At 72.6% G+C, this 17,316-nt stretch carries 14 protein-coding genes; 3 read left to right on the top strand and 11 right to left on the bottom strand.

Features of this window, described 5'->3' with window-relative positions; all coding sequences use genetic code 11:
- Window positions 1-11: 11 nt before the first annotated feature.
- From ACWC24_RS27280 to ACWC24_RS27290, 3 genes are read right to left on the bottom strand one after another with little or no spacing between them, the layout of a single operon-like run.
- Complete coding sequence (locus tag ACWC24_RS27280; protein ID WP_450665517.1) at window positions 12-320, bottom strand: AzlD domain-containing protein; 309 nt, start codon at window positions 318-320, stop codon at window positions 12-14.
- Window positions 317-1,120, bottom strand: a complete 804-nt coding sequence (locus ACWC24_RS27285) for an AzlC family ABC transporter permease (RefSeq protein WP_450665518.1) — start codon at window positions 1,118-1,120, stop codon at window positions 317-319. The genes ACWC24_RS27280 and ACWC24_RS27285 overlap by 4 nt, the downstream gene beginning before the upstream one ends.
- Window positions 1,117-2,055, bottom strand: a complete 939-nt coding sequence (locus tag ACWC24_RS27290) for an AraC family transcriptional regulator (RefSeq protein ID WP_450665519.1) — start codon at window positions 2,053-2,055, stop codon at window positions 1,117-1,119. The genes ACWC24_RS27285 and ACWC24_RS27290 overlap by 4 nt, the downstream gene beginning before the upstream one ends.
- A gap of 108 nt (window positions 2,056-2,163) precedes the next feature.
- Between ACWC24_RS27290 and ACWC24_RS27295 the strand changes: the two genes are divergently transcribed.
- The 3 genes from ACWC24_RS27295 to ACWC24_RS27305 all read left to right on the top strand — a co-directional run bounded on the left by ACWC24_RS27295 (window position 2,164) and on the right by ACWC24_RS27305 (window position 8,802).
- A complete protein-coding gene (locus tag ACWC24_RS27295; protein ID WP_450665520.1) occupies window positions 2,164-7,101 on the top strand; it encodes an ATP-dependent helicase in 4,938 nt (1,645 codons plus the stop codon).
- A 61-nt stretch (window positions 7,102-7,162) separates the two neighbouring features.
- The gene (locus ACWC24_RS27300) at window positions 7,163-8,005 is read left to right on the top strand and encodes an Fpg/Nei family DNA glycosylase (protein WP_450665521.1); all 843 of its coding nucleotides are present in this window, start codon (window positions 7,163-7,165) and stop codon (window positions 8,003-8,005) included.
- Window positions 8,006-8,037: 32 nt separating this feature from the next.
- The gene (locus ACWC24_RS27305) at window positions 8,038-8,802 is read left to right on the top strand and encodes an SDR family NAD(P)-dependent oxidoreductase (protein WP_450665522.1); all 765 of its coding nucleotides are present in this window, start codon (window positions 8,038-8,040) and stop codon (window positions 8,800-8,802) included.
- Here the strand turns inward: ACWC24_RS27305 and ACWC24_RS27310 are convergent.
- From ACWC24_RS27310 to ACWC24_RS27345, 8 genes are all read right to left on the bottom strand, one after another.
- On the bottom strand, window positions 8,750-9,034 hold the full coding sequence (locus ACWC24_RS27310) for a hypothetical protein (RefSeq protein WP_450665523.1): 285 nt from the start codon (window positions 9,032-9,034) through the stop codon (window positions 8,750-8,752). The genes ACWC24_RS27305 and ACWC24_RS27310 overlap by 53 nt on opposite strands.
- 128 nt (window positions 9,035-9,162) lie before the next feature.
- On the bottom strand, window positions 9,163-9,633 hold the full coding sequence (locus ACWC24_RS27315; protein WP_450665524.1) for a Dps family protein: 471 nt from the start codon (window positions 9,631-9,633) through the stop codon (window positions 9,163-9,165).
- Between the two features lie 226 nt (window positions 9,634-9,859).
- Window positions 9,860-10,240 carry a helix-turn-helix domain-containing protein gene (locus ACWC24_RS27320; RefSeq protein WP_152893338.1) on the bottom strand — a complete coding sequence of 127 codons (381 nt, stop codon included), beginning with the start codon at window positions 10,238-10,240 and terminating at the stop codon, window positions 9,860-9,862.
- A gap of 109 nt (window positions 10,241-10,349) precedes the next feature.
- Window positions 10,350-10,895 carry a CinA family protein gene (locus tag ACWC24_RS27325; RefSeq protein ID WP_450665525.1) on the bottom strand — a complete coding sequence of 182 codons (546 nt, stop codon included), beginning with the start codon at window positions 10,893-10,895 and terminating at the stop codon, window positions 10,350-10,352.
- Window positions 10,892-11,812: a CDP-diacylglycerol--glycerol-3-phosphate 3-phosphatidyltransferase gene (pgsA, locus tag ACWC24_RS27330; RefSeq protein ID WP_450665526.1), complete on the bottom strand. Its 921-nt coding sequence runs from the start codon at window positions 11,810-11,812 to the stop codon at window positions 10,892-10,894. Before pgsA ends, ACWC24_RS27325 begins: the two co-directional genes overlap by 4 nt.
- The gene (gene rimO, locus ACWC24_RS27335) at window positions 11,809-13,284 is read right to left on the bottom strand and encodes a 30S ribosomal protein S12 methylthiotransferase RimO (protein ID WP_450665527.1); all 1,476 of its coding nucleotides are present in this window, start codon (window positions 13,282-13,284) and stop codon (window positions 11,809-11,811) included. Before rimO ends, pgsA begins: the two co-directional genes overlap by 4 nt.
- Before the next feature lie 91 nt (window positions 13,285-13,375).
- Window positions 13,376-14,212 carry a helix-turn-helix domain-containing protein gene (locus ACWC24_RS27340; protein WP_450665528.1) on the bottom strand — a complete coding sequence of 279 codons (837 nt, stop codon included), beginning with the start codon at window positions 14,210-14,212 and terminating at the stop codon, window positions 13,376-13,378.
- 269 nt (window positions 14,213-14,481) lie between these two features.
- The gene (locus ACWC24_RS27345; RefSeq protein WP_450665529.1) at window positions 14,482-17,199 is read right to left on the bottom strand and encodes a DNA translocase FtsK; all 2,718 of its coding nucleotides are present in this window, start codon (window positions 17,197-17,199) and stop codon (window positions 14,482-14,484) included.
- Window positions 17,200-17,316 lie beyond the last annotated feature (117 nt).

Consider the following 17,316-nt stretch of genomic DNA (forward strand, 5'->3'; position numbering starts at 1 on the left):
GCGGACCCCGCTCAGCCGCCCAGGGCCCGCACCCCCGCGGTCACCAGCACGGCTGCCGCGACGACCAGCAGGAACGGCGCGCGCAGCACGAGCGTCACCGCCGCCGCGGCCAGCCCCGCGGCCCTGGCGTCCAGCACGAGCGTGTGCTTGTCGGCGAAGGTCTGCTGGGCCGTGAGGGCGGCGAGCAGGGCGACCGGCAGCAGCGCGGCGAGCCGCCGGACGAGCGGGTGCTCGAGTGCCCCCGCGGGGACGAGCAGTCCGGCGAGTTTGGCGACGTAGCAGCCGAGGGCGGTCGCGCCGATGGCGATCCACGTGTTCAACGGTTTTCCTTGTCCACAGGGTCGGGTTCCGCGAGGGGCTCTGCAAAGGCCGGTTCCACAGGGGCGGGTTCCGCGAGGTCACGCGCCCCGCCCCGGCGGCGTCCGGTCGCGTAGAGGACGGCCGGCGCCGCGAGCGCGGCCACCAGGACGGGCACCCCGGCGGGCAGTACCGGCAGCAGCCCGAGGCCGAGCAGGACCGCGACACCCGCGACGGCCCGCTCGGTGGTGGACCTCAGCATCGGGGCCAGCAGCGCCAGGAAGACCGCGGGTCCGGCCGCGTCCAGGCCCCAGGCGCCGGTGTCCCCGACGGCCGCGGCGCCCAGCGCGCCGAGCAGGGTGGTGAGGTTCCACAGCAGGTACAGGCTGAGCCCGGTGACGGTGAACCCCAGACGGGCACTGCGCCGGGTCGGCTGCGCCAGCGCGACGGCGGTCGTCTCGTCGATGACCCAGTGGGCGGCGAACGGACGCGCCGCGCGAGGAAGGGCCAGCAACTGCGACAGACGCAGTCCGTAGAACGCGTTGCGCACCCCCAGGAAGAACGCGCCCGCGGCGGCCGTGAGCGGGTTGCCGCCGGCCGCGAGGGCCCCCACCAGCGCGAACTGGGACGCCCCGGTGAACACCAGGAGGCTGAGGACACAGGTCTGCGCCGGGGTGAGCCCACTGCCGGCCGAGGTCACCCCGAAGGCGAAACCGGACAGTCCTACGGCGACCCCGACTCCGAGGGCGTCCCGTACGACGGCGCCGTCGGGTTTCTCCCCGTGCCCGGCGCGGCTGCCCGCGAGTGTTGTCTGTTCTGTCACGTCCCGGACGATACGGACGGCAACCGCCGCGCGTCTTGTACGTTCTTGCGCTCGTATACGCCCTCACGCTCGCGTACGCCCTCACGCTCGTGCACGCCCCTGCGCTCGCGTGCGTCCGTGCGTTCGCGCTGGTAGGCGCCCGGGGGCACGCCCACGATCCGCGCGAAGTGGCGGTTGAGGTGCGGCTGGTCGGCGAACCCGACCGCGAGCGCGGTCTCCGCCGGCGCCGTCCCCGCGTCCAGCAGCCGCCGCGCCCGGCGCACCCGGGCGTCGGTCAGCCAGGTGTGCGGCGGCATCCCGTAGACGTCCCGGAACGCGCGGAGCAGCGCGAACGGGCTGGTCCCGAGGTCGGCCGCCAACTGCTCCAGGGTCGGCGGCCCTGCCATCCGGTCCTCCAGCACGGCACGCGCGCGTGCCGCCGTCCGGGCGCCCGCGGTGCGTACCTCGCGCCGTGGCAGGGGGCCGCCGTTCAGCCGGAGCAGCCGGGTCACCGCGACCCTCAGCAGGGTGTCGGCGGCCAGCGCGTTGCCCTCGTCCGCGGCGCGCAGCACCTGGTGCACCAGTGCGACGGTGTACGGATCGTCGAGGACGGGGCTGACGAATCCCGGGGTGCCCCGGACAGCGGTCGTCTCGGCCGCTATCTCCGCCACCAGCTCCGGCGAGGGGTACACGGCCCCGTACCGCCAGCCCTCGGGCACACCCGCCCGTCCGGTGTGCGGGGTGTCGGGGTTGACCAGGGCGAGCGCCCCGGCGCCCGCGTACTGGTCGCCGCCGCCGTGGTGGAAGACCTCCACGCCCTCGGCGATGGCGGCGATCACGAAGTTCTCGTGGGTGTGCCGCACGAAGGTCTTGCGCACGTAGCGGGCGCGCAGCAGATCGACTCCCGGCAGTTCCGCGTACTGCCAGTGCCGCGCCCGCTCGCCCGAACCCACCATGGGCCCATTCTCCGCCACGGCCGGTCGCGCGACGATCGCCGGGTCCGCGAGCCGAGGGCATCCGCGCAGGTCAGGGCGATTGTCAGTGGCCGGGTGCAGGATGGACGCATGGTCAGCTCCGCACACCGAGCCCTCGACGGCTTCTCCCCCGCGACCCGCGGCTGGTTCACGGGGGCGTTCTCCGCGCCCACCGCGGCCCAGGCGGGCGCGTGGCAGGCCATCCGCGAGGGCTCGGACGTGCTGGTGGTCGCCCCGACCGGCTCGGGAAAGACGCTGGCCGCGTTTCTCGCCGCCCTGGACCAGCTCGCCTCGGCGCCGCCCCCGGCCGACCCCCGCAAACGCTGCCGGGTGCTGTACGTCTCCCCGCTGAAGGCCCTCGCGGTGGACGTCGAGCGCAATCTGCGCAGCCCGCTGACCGGCATCCGCCAGGAATCCGTGCGCCTGGGCCTGCCCGAGCCCGAGGTGAAGGTCGGCATCCGCTCCGGCGACACCCCGCCCGCCGAGCGCCGCGCGCTGGCCACCCGGCCGCCGGACATCCTGATCACCACCCCGGAGTCCCTCTTCCTGATGCTGACGTCGGCCACCCGCGACGCGCTGACCGGCATCGAGACGGTGATCCTCGACGAGGTGCACGCGGTGGCGGGCACCAAGCGGGGCGCGCACCTGGCGCTCTCCCTGGAACGGCTGGACGAGATCCTGCCGAGGCCGGCCCGCCGGATCGGCCTCTCGGCGACCGTCCGCCCGGTCGACGAGATCGCGCGCTATCTCTCCCCCCGCCGCAAGGTCGAGATCGTCCAGCCGAAGTCGGGCAAGGAGTTCGACCTCTCGGTCGTCGTCCCGGTCGAGGACCTGGCGGAGCTGGGCGGCTCCCCGGTCGCCGACGGCTCCGAGGGCAAGGAGCGCCCTTCGATCTGGCCGCACGTGGAGGAGCGGATCGCCGACCTCGTCCAGTCCCACCGGTCCACGATCGTCTTCGCCAACTCCCGCCGCCTCGCGGAACGTCTGTGCAACCGGCTCAACGAGATCGCGTACGAGCGGGCCACCGGCGAGCCCCTGGCCGAACACCACGCGCCCGCCGAACTCATGGGCGGTTCGGGAGCGGCCCAGGGCGCCCCGCCGGTCATCGCGCGCGCCCATCACGGCTCGGTGTCCAAGGAACAGCGCTCCCTCGTCGAGGAGGACCTGAAGGCGGGCCGGCTCCCGGCGGTCGTCGCCACCTCCAGTCTCGAACTCGGCATCGACATGGGCGCCGTCGACCTGGTGGTCCAGGTCGAGTCACCGCCGTCCGTCGCCTCCGGCCTCCAGCGCGTCGGCCGCGCGGGACACCAGGTGGGCGCCGTCTCCACCGGTGTGGTGTTCCCGAAGTACCGCGGTGACCTGGTCCAGGCCGCCGTGGTCACCGAGCGGATGCGCGTGGGCGCCATCGAGTCCCTGAAGGTCCCCGCCAATCCGCTGGACGTGCTGGCCCAGCAGGTGGTCGCGATGACGGCCATGGACACCTGGCAGGTCGACGACCTGCTCGCCGCGGTCCGCCGCGCCGCCCCGTTCGCCTCGCTGCCGGAGTCGGCGTTCACCGCGGTCCTCGACATGCTCGCCGGCCGCTACCCGTCCGACGCCTTCGCGGAACTGCGCCCGCGCGTGGTGTGGGACCGGGTCGCGGGCACGATCACCGGCCGCCCCGGTGCGCAGCGCCTCGCCGTCACCTCCGGTGGCACGATCCCCGACCGCGGTCTGTTCGGCGTGTTCCTGGCCGGCGCCGACCCGAAGAAGGGCGGCGGCCGGGTCGGCGAGCTGGACGAGGAGATGGTCTACGAGTCCCGGGTGGGGGACGTCTTCACGCTGGGCACCAGCTCCTGGCGCATCGAGGACATCACCCGGGACCGCGTCCTGGTCTCCCCCGCCCCCGGGGTACCGGGCCGGCTGCCCTTCTGGAAGGGCGACCAGCTGGGCCGGCCGCTCGAACTGGGCCGCGCGCTGGGCGCGTTCCTGCGCGAGGTCGGCTCGCTGCCGAAGCAGGACGCCCGCCCGCGCCTGCTCGCCGCGGGCCTGGACGCCTGGGCCGCGGACAACGTGCTGACCTACCTGGACGAGCAGCGCGAGGCCTGCGGCCATGTCCCGGACGACCGCACGATCGTCGTGGAGCGCTTCCGTGACGAGCTCGGCGACTGGCGGGTCGTCGTGCACTCCCCCTTCGGCGCCCAGGTCCACGCCCCGTGGGCGCTCGCCCTCGGCGCCCGCCTCACCGAGCGGTACGGCATGGACGCACAGGTCATGCACGCCGACGACGGCATCGTGCTGCGCCTTCCCGACGCCGACCTGATGAGCCTGGACCTGCTCGACCAGGCACCGATGAAGGCGGGTACGGAGTACGACGCCGACCGGGCCCCGGTCGGCGCGGCGGACGTCGTCTTCGACAAGGGCGAGGTCGACCGGGTCGTCACCGACCAGGTGGGCGGTTCGGCCCTGTTCGCGTCCCGCTTCCGCGAGTGCGCGGCGCGCGCCCTGCTGCTGCCTCGCCGCAACCCGGGCAAGCGCACCCCGCTCTGGCAGCAGCGCCAGCGCGCCGCCCAACTGCTGGAGGTGGCGAGCGAGTTCGGCTCGTTCCCGATCGTGCTGGAGGCGGTCCGCGAATGCCTCCAGGACGTCTTCGACGTCCCCGGCCTCGTCGAGCTGATGGGCGACCTGGAGTCCCGGAAGGTGCGCCTGGTCGAGGTCACCACCCCGGAGCCGTCCCCCTTCGCCCGCTCCCTCCTGTTCGGCTACGTCGCCCAGTTCCTCTACGAGGGCGACTCACCGCTCGCCGAGCGCCGCGCCGCCGCGCTCTCGCTGGACTCGCGGCTGCTGGCCGAGCTGCTCGGCCAGGCGGAGCTGCGGGAACTGCTCGACGCCGACGTGCTGACCGAGCTGGAGCGCGAGCTCCAGTGGCGCACCGAGGACCGGCGGGTCAAGGACGCCGAGGGCGTCGCGGACCTGCTGCGCCTGCTCGGGCCGCTCACCGACGCCGAACTGGCCGAGCGCGGCGCCGAACCGCGGTGGGCGCCGGAACTGGCCGCCGCCCGCCGCGCGATCCGGGTCCGCGTCGCCGGAGCGGACCACTGGGCGGCGATCGAGGACGCGGGCCGACTGCGCGACGCCCTGGGCACGGCGCTTCCGGTCGGTGTCCCCGAAGCGTTCACCGAGCCGGTCAAGGACCCCCTCGGCGACCTCCTCGCCCGCTACGCCCGCACCCACGGCCCGTTCACCTCCATCACGGCGGCGGCCCGCTTCGGCCTGGGCGTCGCGGTCACCGAGGGCGCCCTCCAGCGACTGGCGGCGTCCGGGCGGGTCGTACAGGGCGAGTTCCATCCCGCCGGGATCGGCCAGGAGTGGTGCGACGCGACCGTCCTGCGCCGACTGCGCCGCCGCTCGCTCGCGGCGCTGCGGCACGAGCTGGAGCCGGTGAGCCCACCGGCGCTCGCCCAGTTCCTCCCCCAGTGGCAGCACATCGGCAAGGGGCACGGGCTGCGCGGCATCGACGGACTGGTGCGTGCGGTGGAGCAGTTGCAGGGCGCGTCGGTGCCCGCGTCCGCCCTGGAGAAACTGATCCTGCCGTCCCGCGTTGCGCATTACACCCCCGCGCTGCTCGACGAACTCACCTCCGCCGGCGAGGTGGTGTGGGCCGGAGCGGGAGCGCTGCCCGGCAAGGACGGCTGGATCTCCCTGTATCTGGCGGACGCGGCCCCGCTGCTGCTGCCCCCGCCCCACCCGCTGGAACCGACCGCGCTCCACCAGTCCGTGCTGGACACCCTCTCCGGGGGCTACGGACTGTTCTTCCGTCAGATCGCCGACCAGGTCCGGGCGACCACCCACCCCGACGCCACGGATCCCCAACTGGCCGACACGATCTGGGATCTGGCCTGGTCCGGCCGGCTCACGAACGACACGCTCGCGCCCATGCGCTCCCTCCTCGGCTCGGGACGCACCGCGGGCTCCACCGCGCACCGCGCCAAACGCACCGTGCCGCGCGGGCGTTACGGCTCGCTGACGGCGGCCGCCCGCCCCGCCTCCCGCGGCGGCCCGCCGACCGTCGCCGGCCGCTGGTCGCTGCTCCCGCAGCGCGAACCGGAGTCCACCGTGCGTGCCCACGCGCTGGCCCGCACCCTTCTCGACCGGCACGGGGTGGTGACCCGGGGGGCGGTCGCCGCGGAAGGCGTCGAGGGCGGGTTCTCCGCGGTCTACCGCGTTCTGTCCGCCTTCGAGGACAGCGGTCAGGCACGGCGCGGTTATGTCGTCGAGGGGCTCGGCGCGGCCCAGTTCGCGATGGACGGCGCGGTGGACCGCCTGCGCGCGGTGGCCAACGCCCGCGAACGCGGCGAGAGCCTGTCGGACCAGACATCCGTCCCCGGCTCCCCCGACGGCTTCGCCTACACGGGCGGCGACGACCCCGGCTCCCCGAGCTTCGACTCCTCGGAGTTCGACTCCTCGGAGTTCGGCACCGCTGATTTCGGCACCGCTGATTTCGGCACCGCTGATTTCGGCTCCCTCGCCGCGTCGGACGCCTTCGCCGGACAGGACGCCTTCGCCGGACCCGGCGCGGGACGCCCCCGAGGTGGCCCCGGCGTCCCGTACAGCGCCGGATCCGCCTTTCCGAACCGCCGCGCCCGCCCCGCCCCCGGCTCCCGAGCCGTGGTCCTGGCGGCCGCCGACCCCGCGAACGCCTACGGCGCCGCCCTCTCCTGGCCGGAGCCCCCGAGCGGCGCCGGACACAAGCCCGGCCGCAAGGCGGGCTCCCTGGTGGTGCTGGTCGACGGCGAGCCGGCGATCTACATGGAGCGCGGCGGCAAGACACTGCTGGCCTGGCCCGAGAATCCGGACGGCAAGGCCACCGACGACCCCCGCCTGCGGGAGGCGGCACAGGCACTCGCCGCTGCCGCCCGGGCGGGTTCCCTCGGCACGGTCACCGTGGAACGCGTCAACGGTGCCTCGGCCCTGACCTCACCCATAGGCACACTGCTGGAAGGAGCGGGTTTCATCGCCACACCCCGGGGCCTGCGGCTACGGGCCTGAGCCGGCCCGAAGCCACCCTTCCCCGCACTCCGCAAGGCCTCCACCGTGCCACCCTTGACCCATGCCCGAAGGTGACACGGTCTGGCAGGCCGCGCGGCGTCTGCACATCGCCCTCGCGGGCCGGGTACTGATCCGGTCCGATCTGCGGGTACCGAAATTCGCCACGGCCGACCTCACCGGCCGCGCCGTCCTGGACGTCACCCCGCGGGGCAAGCACCTCCTCACGCGCGTCGAGGGCGGGCTGACCCTGCACTCGCATCTGCGGATGGACGGCTCCTGGAAGATCTACGCCCCGGGTGCGCGCTGGACCGGCGGTCCGGCCCACCAGATCCGGGCGATCCTGGGCACCACCGAGCACACGGCCGTCGGCTACCGCCTCTCGGTGCTCGAGCTCCTGCGCACCGCCGACGAACACCGCGCCGTCGGCCACCTGGGCCCCGACCTGCTGGGCCCGGACTGGGACCCCGAGCGGGCCCTGGCCAACCTCCGCACGGACCCCGCCCGCGCCCTCGGCGAGGCCCTGCTCGACCAGCGCAATCTCGCCGGCATCGGCAACGTCTACAAGAGCGAGCTCTGCTTCCTGCTCGGTGTGACCCCGTGGCTCCCCGTCGGCGCCCTGCCCGACGAGCGCGCGGCACGGCTCCCCGCGCTCGCCAAGAGACTCCTGGAGGCCAACCGCGAACGCCCGGTCCGCAGCACCACGGGCCACCGCGGCCAGGAGCTGTTCGTGTACGGCCGGGCGCGCCGCCCCTGTCTGCGCTGCGGCACCCCGATCCGCGCGGCCGACCAGGGCGACGGCTCCCGGGAACGCCCCACCTACTGGTGTCCCGCCTGCCAGCCGGGACCGGCCCCGACGCCGGGCGCCCCGGCCTCCGGAGGGTTCCGGTCCCGCGCCACCGATTGACGACCCGTCAGATCCGCTCGTACCGTCCCCTCATGCCCGTCAAGGCGTACGACCTCACCGGACGCACCGCATTCGTCACCGGCGCCGCGGGCGGCATCGGCCGCGCCGCCGCCGTGCTGCTCGCCGAGGCGGGCGCCACCGTGCACGGCGCGGACCGGGACGCGCAGGGCCTGCACGAGACGGCGACGATGATCAAGGAGCGGGGCGGCACCGCCCACGTCCATCATCTCGACGTCACCGACCGCGACCGGCTCCAGCGGGCCGTGGAGTCCTGCGGCCGTCTGGACGTCATGGCCGCGATCGCTGGCATCATGCACAGCAGTCCGGTCCTGGAAACCCGGGACGAGGACCTGGACCGGGTGATGAGCGTCAACTTCAAGGGCGTGCTGTACGCCTGCCAGGAGGCGGCCCGCCTGATGCTCGCGCAGGAGATCCGCGGCAGCATCGTCACCATGGCCTCGGGCGCCGTCGACACGGGCGGTGCCGGTCTGCTCTGCTACGGCGCGGCCAAGGCGGCCGTCGTCCAGCTGACGAAGACGCTGGCGACCGAGCTGGGCGGGCACGGCATCCGCGTCAACGCGGTCGCCCCGGGCTGGATCCGCACGCCCATGACCGACCGCCACGATGCCGCGGCCCAGGCCCACACCGAGGCGCTGATGTGCCGGATGTCACCGCTGGGCCGGGTCGGCGCGCCCGAGGACGTCGCCCATGCCGTGCTCCATCTGGCCTCCGACGCGTCGTCCTTCACGACGGGCCAGATTCTGCGTCCGAACGGCGGAGTGGCGATGCCGTGGTGACCGGAGCGCCCCGCCAGGCCCGGCGCCAGCGTCCCGCCGCGAGCGCGGCGGGCGCCGCCGCCTTGGGCATGCAGTGGACCGGCAGCAGGCTCAACCCCCAGCCCCCGGCCGCGACCGTGCCCTCCAGCACACCCGAGTCCGGCGCGAGCACGAGCCGCAGCACGGCCCACCACCACAGCGCCCCGAGTCCGAGAGCCGCCCCCCAGCGCACCGCCCGTATCCGCCCTGCCATGGTCCGCCACCACCTCCAGCCCGATGCCGGAAACCCACCGGCCCCTACGGGACGACGCTAGAACGCCTCCCTCGACACCGGGAGGGCGCACCGACAGCACACAGGCGCACCTCGCCTGTCAGCGCCTCTCAGACGTTCTCGGCCTGGAACATCCAGTGGTGCTTCTCCAGATCCGCCGTGACCGAGATGAAGATGTCCTGGCTGACCGGATCGGCGTCGCCGGTGGCGGCCACCCGCTCCCTCATCCGTGTGATCACCGCGCCCAGTGCCGCGACGAGCGTGCTCACGGCGTCCGTGTCCTTGATCCAGCCTTCGGGCACGGCGCCGATACCGCTGCCGCCGGCCACCGTGGCGGCGCGTCCGTCGGGCGACACGCCCAGCGCCGAGGCCCGTTCCGCGACCGTGTCGGAGTGCAGGCGCGCACTGTCCACGACCTCGTCGAGCTGAAGGTGGATGGACCGGAAACGGGCGCCGACGACGTTCCAGTGGACCTGCTTCGCCACGAGCGACAGATCCACCAGGTCGACGAGCGCACCCTGGAGCGCCTCGGACACCGTCTTCAGGTCGTTGTCGGACAACGGGCTCTTCACGACGTTCATACATCTCCTCCGCGGGCTCGTCCGGCCACGTCCCTCCACCATGACCGCCCCGCCGGACACCGGCAAACGGACCCGGAAAGGGCACGGAAAGGCACGGGAGACAGGCCCGGAAAGGCACGGGGATACGCGAAAGCCCCGGCAGCGCCCCTCCGGATGGTCTGTCCGGAGAAGCCCCGGCCGGGGCTCATCACATGTGCGTCGGTTCACACACCCACGGTGGTGGGTGTCACGCGGCGACCACGTCCACCGCTTCGGCGGGTGCCTTGATGGTCACACGCTCCGGTGGCACGCCGGTCACCGAAACGGAACCCAGCATGGCGCGCACCGGGGTGGGCACGGGCTCGCTGGGGGTGGCCGCAGCGGACTGGGCCAGCTCGGCGAGAGCGAGCTCGTCGCTGACTTCCCGCATGAGCTCGGACATCCGTACGTCCAGCGCGTCGCAGATGGCGGAGAGCAGCTCGGAGGATGCCTCCTTCTGCCCCCGCTCCACCTCGGAGAGATAGCCGAGTGAGACTCGGGCGGACGAGGAGACTTCGCGCAGAGTACGGCCCTGGCGTTGGCGCTGCCGACGCAGCACGTCACCCAGCAGGCGACGGAGCAGAATCATCGGTGGCTCCCTCCTCGGACCGCGTAGCCGCATCCTTCACGCCCCACCGTACCGCCTTGCGCCGCGGCCGTGCGGGGAGCGATGTCGTGTTCACTCAGGGCTGCAAACATCAAAACCCCCCGTTCTGTTCCGTATCCTGTGCCCGCTCATTCCCGGTCTGTTCGCTCGCGAGCTCCCTCAGGAACAGTGCGAGTACGCTCCGTACACTCTCCATACGGATTTCCGCGCGGTCGCCGTTCAACCGCAGCGCCATCACTTTTCCGCCGCCGGCGGAAACGGAATGCGCTGTGGAGGGGCCGTCCAGGGCCACGAAGACCGTCCCGACCGGTTGGCCGTCCTGTGGTTCGGGGCCGGCGACGCCGGTGGTCGCAAGGCCCCAGTCGGCGCCCAGCGCCTTGCGGACTCCCGCCGCCATCTGGGCCGCGACCTGCGGATCCACCGCACCGCGCTCGGCCAGCAGAGTGACGTCGACGCCCAGCAGCCCGTGCTTGAGGTCGGTGGCGTACGCGGTCACCGACCCCCGGAACGCCTTGGAGGCCCCGGGGACCGCCGTGATCTCCGCCGCGACCAGACCGCCGGTGAGCGACTCGGCGACGGCGACCGTTTCGCCCTTCACCGTGAGTAGTCGCACCACGTCGGCGGCTGCGGAGTTCACGCCCCCGCCTCCTCCGCCGCGGCTTTGCGCTCGGCGATTCCCTGCCTGCGCAGCACGATGGCCTGTCGCACGTAGTCGAGCCCGGTCACCACGGTCAGGACGACCGCCACCGCCATCACCCAGAACCTCGCGGTGGCCAGCCATCCCGTCAGCGCCAGGACGTACATCCCGACGGCGATGCCCTGGGCGAGCGTCTTGAGCTTGCCGCCCCGGCTCGCCGGGATGACGCCGTACCGGATGACGAGGAACCGGATCAGCGTGACCGCGAGCTCCCGGCCGAGGATGACACCGGTCACCCACCAGGGCAGGTCGCCCAGCCAGGAGAGACAGATCAGCGCCGCACCCATGATCGCCTTGTCGGCGATGGGGTCGGCGATCTTCCCGAAGTCGGTGACGAGGTTGTAGGTGCGGGCCAGATGGCCGTCGAACAGGTCGGTGATCATCGCGATGGCGAAAGCCGCCCAGGCGAGCGAACGCCACGCCGGGTCGTAGCCGCCGTCGGCGAGCATCAGGGCCACGAAGCCGGGCACCAGGATCAGCCGGAGCATGGTCAGCAGGTTGGCGATGTTCCAGACGCTGGCCTGGTTGACGGCCGCGGCCGTCAGTTTCTCGCGCCGTGCCGACCGCACGCCCTCGTGCTCGCCCTGCCCCCCGGCACCGGGTTCACGTCTGGCATCGGATTCACGATCGCCGCCGGACCCACGAGCGGCGACGGAGTCGCGGACCGCACCGGACTCGCGACCGGCGGCAGGACCGCGGCCCGCGCCCGGTGCGCGACCGGCAGCGGCTTCACGGCCCGCGGCGGAGTCACGACCGGCTGCGGACCCGACCGCCGACGCGGCGCCCTTCCCGGACGGCTCGTTCACCGTGCGCGCCCTCGCGGGGCCGCCCGCCGCTGCTGCCGGGACACCGGTCATCTGCCCGCCTCCTCAGGACACGCGGGCGAGCCGACGAGCGGCTCGGCCACCAGGTCGACACCCTCCGTACCGACCACCTTCGCCTCGACGATACGGCCGACGCTCAGTCCGGCGCCGCTGGTGAGCAGCACCTGTCCGTCGGTCTCCGGGGCCTGGTGCGCCCCGCGGCCGTACGCGCCGTCCTCGGAGTCCACCGACTCCACCAGGACCCGCACGGTCTCGCCGAGGCGCTCCTCGGCCCGCTGCGAGACGAGTTCCTCGGCCAGCCGGGAGATCCGGGCCAGCCGCTCGGCGACGACGTCCTCGTCGAGCTTGTTGTCGTAGGTCGCCGCCTCGGTGCCCTCCTCGTCGGAGTACCCGAAGACGCCGATGGCGTCCAGTCTCGCGCCGTTGAGGAAACGCTCCAGCTCGGCCAGGTCGGACTCGGACTCGCCCGGGAAGCCCACGATGAAGTTGGAGCGCACACCGGCCTCGGGCGCCTTGCCGCGGATGGTGTCGAGCAGCTCCAGGAAGCGGTCCGTGTCGCCGAAGCGCCGCATCGAGCGCAGCACCGCGGGCGCCGAGTGCTGGAAGGAGAGATCGAAGTAGGGCACGACCTTGGGGGTCGAGGTCAGCACGTCGATCAGGCCGGGCCGCATCTCGGCCGGCTGGAGGTAGCTGACCCGCACCCGCTCGATGCCGTCGACCTCGGCGAGGTCGGGCAGCAGCGACTCCAGCAGCCGGATGTCGCCCAGGTCCTTGCCGTACGAGGTGTTGTTCTCGGAGACCAGCATGATCTCCTTGACTCCCTGCTCGGCCAGCCAGCGCGTCTCGTTCAGCACGTCGCTCGGGCGGCGCGAGATGAAGGAGCCGCGGAAGGACGGGATGGCGCAGAAGGAGCAGCGGCGGTCGCAGCCGGAGGCGAGCTTCACCGAGGCGACCGGGGAGCCGTCCAGACGGCGGCGCAGGGGCGCCCTGGGCCCGGAGACCGGGGCCACGCCCTCGGGGAGGTCCGTGGGGGCGCCGTGCCCGGGAAGGGCCACCTCGGCGCCCGCGTCCTGCCGCTCGGCCGGGCTGATCGGCAGCAGCTTGCGCCGGTCGCGCGGGGTGTGGGCGGCGTGGATGCCGCCGGACAGGATGGTCTGGAGGCGGTCGGAGATGTCGGTGTAGTCGTCGAAGCCGAGCACCCCGTCGGCCTCGGGGAGGGCCTCGGCGAGCTCCTTGCCGTACCGCTCGGCCATGCAGCCGACCGCGACGACGGCCTGGGTTCTGCCCCGGCCCTTGAGATCGTTGGCTTCCAGGAGGGCGTCGACGGAGTCCTTCTTGGCGGCTTCGACGAAGCCGCAGGTGTTGACGACGGCGACGTCCGCGTTCGCGGCGTCCTCCACGAGGTCCCAGCCGTCCGCCTCCAAGCGGCCTGCGAGCTCCTCCGAGTCCACCTCGTTACGGGCGCAGCCAAGGGTGACGAGTGCGACGGTACGGCGTTCAGGCATGGGCTCAAGACTACTTCGTCCCGCTGACACCCCACGTCGACGGGGTTGGCCGATCTTGGCCAACCCCGTGTCGGTTCACGCGTTCACAGGGTCACCCGACCTGCGGGTCACCCTTCGTGTACGTCAGACGCTCCACGGCGCCCGGCCGGAAGTCGTCCTCGATCTTCTTGCCGTTGACGTAGAGCTGGATGGCGCCGGCGTCGCCGAGCACCAGGTTGATCTTCGAGGAGTCCTGGAAGGTCTTGGACTCGCCCTGCTTGAGCAGGCCGTCGAAGAGCAGCCGGCCGTTGTGGTCCTTGGCGGAGATCCAGCTGCGGCCGTCGGCGGCGCTGACCTGGACGGTCACCTTGTCCTGCGGAGCGGCCGCGATGGCGCTGTCGGACGGCTCCGGCTTGGGGTCGATGGGCTTGCTGTCCTTCTTCGGCGTGGCGGACGCGGTCGTGCTCGTCGTGGGCGTGGAGCCTTCGGCGACCTGGTCGCGGCCGTCGTCGCCGCCCTTGAACGCGGTGAAGCCGACGAAGCCGACCACCGCGACGATGGCGGCGACCATGGCCGCGGTCCAGTTGGGTCCGCGCCGCTCGGGACGGATGCGCTCCGCCTCGAACAGGGGTGCGGCCGGGGTCGGCGCCGGGCCGCCGCCACGCTCGGCGGAGAACTGTGCCAGCAGGGGCTCGGGATCGAGATGGACGGCCTTGGCCAGGGTCCTGAGGTGACCCCGGGCGTAGACGTCGCCGCCGCACGGGGCGAAGTCGTCCGCCTCGATGGCGTGCACGATGGCGATACGCACCCGGGTGGCGGTACTGACGTCGTCTACGGTCAGCCCGGCGGCGATGCGCGCCTGGTGAAGAGTGCGGCCGATGGAAAGGTGGGCATCCTCACGATCGTCCTCGAACGGACGCTCGTCTTCAGGGGAGTTGCCGATGGACACGGGGGCGCCTTTCGAGCGAGTAGCCACCTGTGCTGGAAGTTCAGTCTAGGGGTGGTACGAAAGGGTGGGGCAACCGGGCGGCAGGACTTTGTACGCCATCGGAATGGCCGGTCATCCCGACGGTTCGGCAGCGGCTTTGCGCTTCCTCCAAGTTGACGTACGCCAGGGGGAAACGGTTGCTGTTGATCGCTTACGGATGGGTCACGATCCAACATCATCCTGCGGTACGGAACCCGCTGCCGACCGGCCGACGCGCGCCAGTGTCCCTATTATCCTTCAGAATCACCGCGGATGACCGCGAGCACGCCGTCGAGCTCGTCCGCCTTCACCAGTACGTCACGCGCCTTGGACCCCTCGCTGGGTCCGACCACGCCACGGGACTCCATCAGGTCCATCAGCCGCCCGGCCTTGGCGAAGCCGACCCGGAGCTTGCGCTGGAGCATGGACGTCGACCCGAACTGGGTGGAGACCACCAGTTCGGCCGCCTGGCACAGCAGGTCCAGGTCGTCGCCGATCTCCTCGTCGATCTCCTTCTTCTGCTTGGTGCCGACCACGACGTCGTCCCGGAAGACCGGGGTCATCTGATCCTTGCAGTGCCGGACGACGGCCGCGACCTCGTCCTCGGTCACGAACGCGCCCTGCATACGGGTGGGTTTGTTGGCCCCCATCGGCAGGAACAGCCCGTCGCCCTTGCCGATGAGCTTCTCGGCGCCCGGCTGGTCGAGGATGACCCGGCTGTCGGCGAGCGAGGAGGTGGCGAACGCGAGCCGCGACGGCACGTTCGCCTTGATCAGGCCGGTGACCACGTCGACGGACGGCCGCTGGGTGGCGAGCACCAGGTGGATGCCGGCCGCGCGGGCCAACTGGGTGATGCGCACGATCGCGTCCTCGACGTCCCGCGGCGCGACCATCATCAGGTCGGCGAGCTCGTCGACGATGACCAGCAGGTACGGGTACGGGCTGAGCTCGCGCTCGCTGCCCTCGGGCAGCTTCACCTTGCCGTTCTTGATGGCCGCGTTGAAGTCGTCGATGTGCCGGAACCCGAACGCCGCGAGGTCGTCGTAGCGCAGGTCCATCTCCCGTACGACCCACTGCAACGCCTCGGCGGCCCGTTTGGGGTTGGTGATGATCGGCGTGATCAGGTGCGGAATGCCCTCGTACGCGGTCAGCTCCACGCGCTTGGGGTCGACGAGGACCATCCGGACGTCCTCGGGGGTCGCCCGGACCATGACCGAGGTGATGAGGCAGTTGATGCACGAGGACTTGCCGGAACCAGTGGCTCCGGCAACCAGGATGTGCGGCATCTTCGCGAGGTTGGCCATCACGTAGCCGCCCTCGACGTCCTTGCCGAGCGCCACCAGCATCGGGTGGTCGTCCTCGGCCGCGTCCGCGAGGCGCAGCACGTCCCCGAGGTTGACCATCTCCCGGTCCGTGTTCGGGATCTCGATGCCGACCGCCGACTTGCCGGGGATCGGGCTGATGATCCGCACGTCCGGACTGGCGACGGCGTACGCGATGTTCTTGGTGAGCGCGGTGATGCGCTCGACCTTCACGGCGGGCCCGAGCTCGACCTCGTAGCGCGTGACCGTCGGCCCGCGGGTGAACCCGGTGACGGCGGCGTCCACCTTGAACTCGGTGAAGACGGTCGTCAGCGAGGCGACGACGGCGTCGTTGGCGGCGCTGCGCGCCTTGCCGGGCCCCCCGCGCTCCAGCAGGTCGAGCGAGGGCAGCGCGTACGTGATGTCGCCGGAGAGCTGGAGCTGTTCGGCGCGCGGCGGCAGCTCGCGCGTGTCTTCGGGAGCCGCCTTGGTCAGGTCGGGGACCGCCCCGACCGGCAGCCGCTCCTGCTTGGGCCGCGCGGCCGGTACGGACGTCGGTTCGGGCGTCGGGGCGGTCGGCTCGCGGTCGGCGACGCTGACGCCCTGGGTGAGGTCGGCGACGATCGGCGAGGGCGGCATTCCGTGCAGCACCGCGCCGTCGAGCGCCGCCGCGGCAGCCGCGGCCACGTCCACGGCGTCCGGCTGCCGCCCCATGTCCGGCTGCGGCACCGCGGAGCGCCGGGGGCGGCCGCGACGCCGGGACAGCGCCTCCTGCTCCGCGCCGTCCGGGTCGTCCGGCCGGGAGGCGCCCGGTTGTCTGCGGGAGCGCGCGGGCAGCCCGTCGCGCCACTGCTCGTCGTACCGCTCGTCGTCGTCGGTGAGGTCGTCCGCCGCGGGGTCGTGCAGCACGCCCAGCCGTACGGCGAGCAGCCGCAGCCGCTGCGGGACGGCGTTGACCGGGGTCGCGGTGACCACGAGCAGCCCGAAGACCGTGAGCAGTACGAGCAGCGGCACGGCCAGCACGTCCCCCATGCCGTACGTCAGCGGGGTCGCCGCGCCCCAGCCGATGAGACCGCCGGCGTCCCTTATCGCCTGCATGCCGTCGCTGCGGGCGGGCGCGCCGCAGGCGATGTGGACCTGGCCGAGCACGCCGACGACGAGTGCGGACAGGCCGATCACGATCCGGCCGTTGGCCTCCGGCTTCTCCGGATGCCGCACGAAGCGCACGGCGATGACCGCGAGCAGGACCGGGACGAGCAGGTCCAGTCGGCCGAAGGCACCGGTCACCAGGATCTCGACGAGATCGCCGACGGGACCGCGCAGATCGGCCCAGGTGCCGGCGGCGACGATCAGCGCGAGACCGAACAGCAGCAGCGCCACGCCGTCCTTGCGGTGCGCCGGGTCGAGGTTCTTCGCGCCCTGCCCTATGCCCCGGAACACCGCACCGACGGCGTGCGCGAGGCCGAGCCAGAGGGCACGCACCAGCCGGTAGACACCCCCGGTGGGGCTCGGCGCCGGCTTGGGGGGCGCGGCCTTCTTCGCCGCGGCCTTCTTGGCGGGCGCCTTCTTCGCCGGGGGTTTCTTGGCAGCGGCCTTCGCCGGAGCCTTCGCTGAAGCGGCCGCCTTCTTCGCGGGCGGCTTCTTGGCTGCGGAGGAACGTGAGGCCATAGGTGTGAGGTTACCGGTGGAGACGACGACGGACACGCGTGCCCAATGCTTCACCCGTTCGTGTCGTCCTTGCGGGGGCTCGGAACTGACGCGGGTTCATACGCACCCGCGACCTCA

This window comes from Streptomyces sp. NPDC001443 (assembly GCF_053597355.1).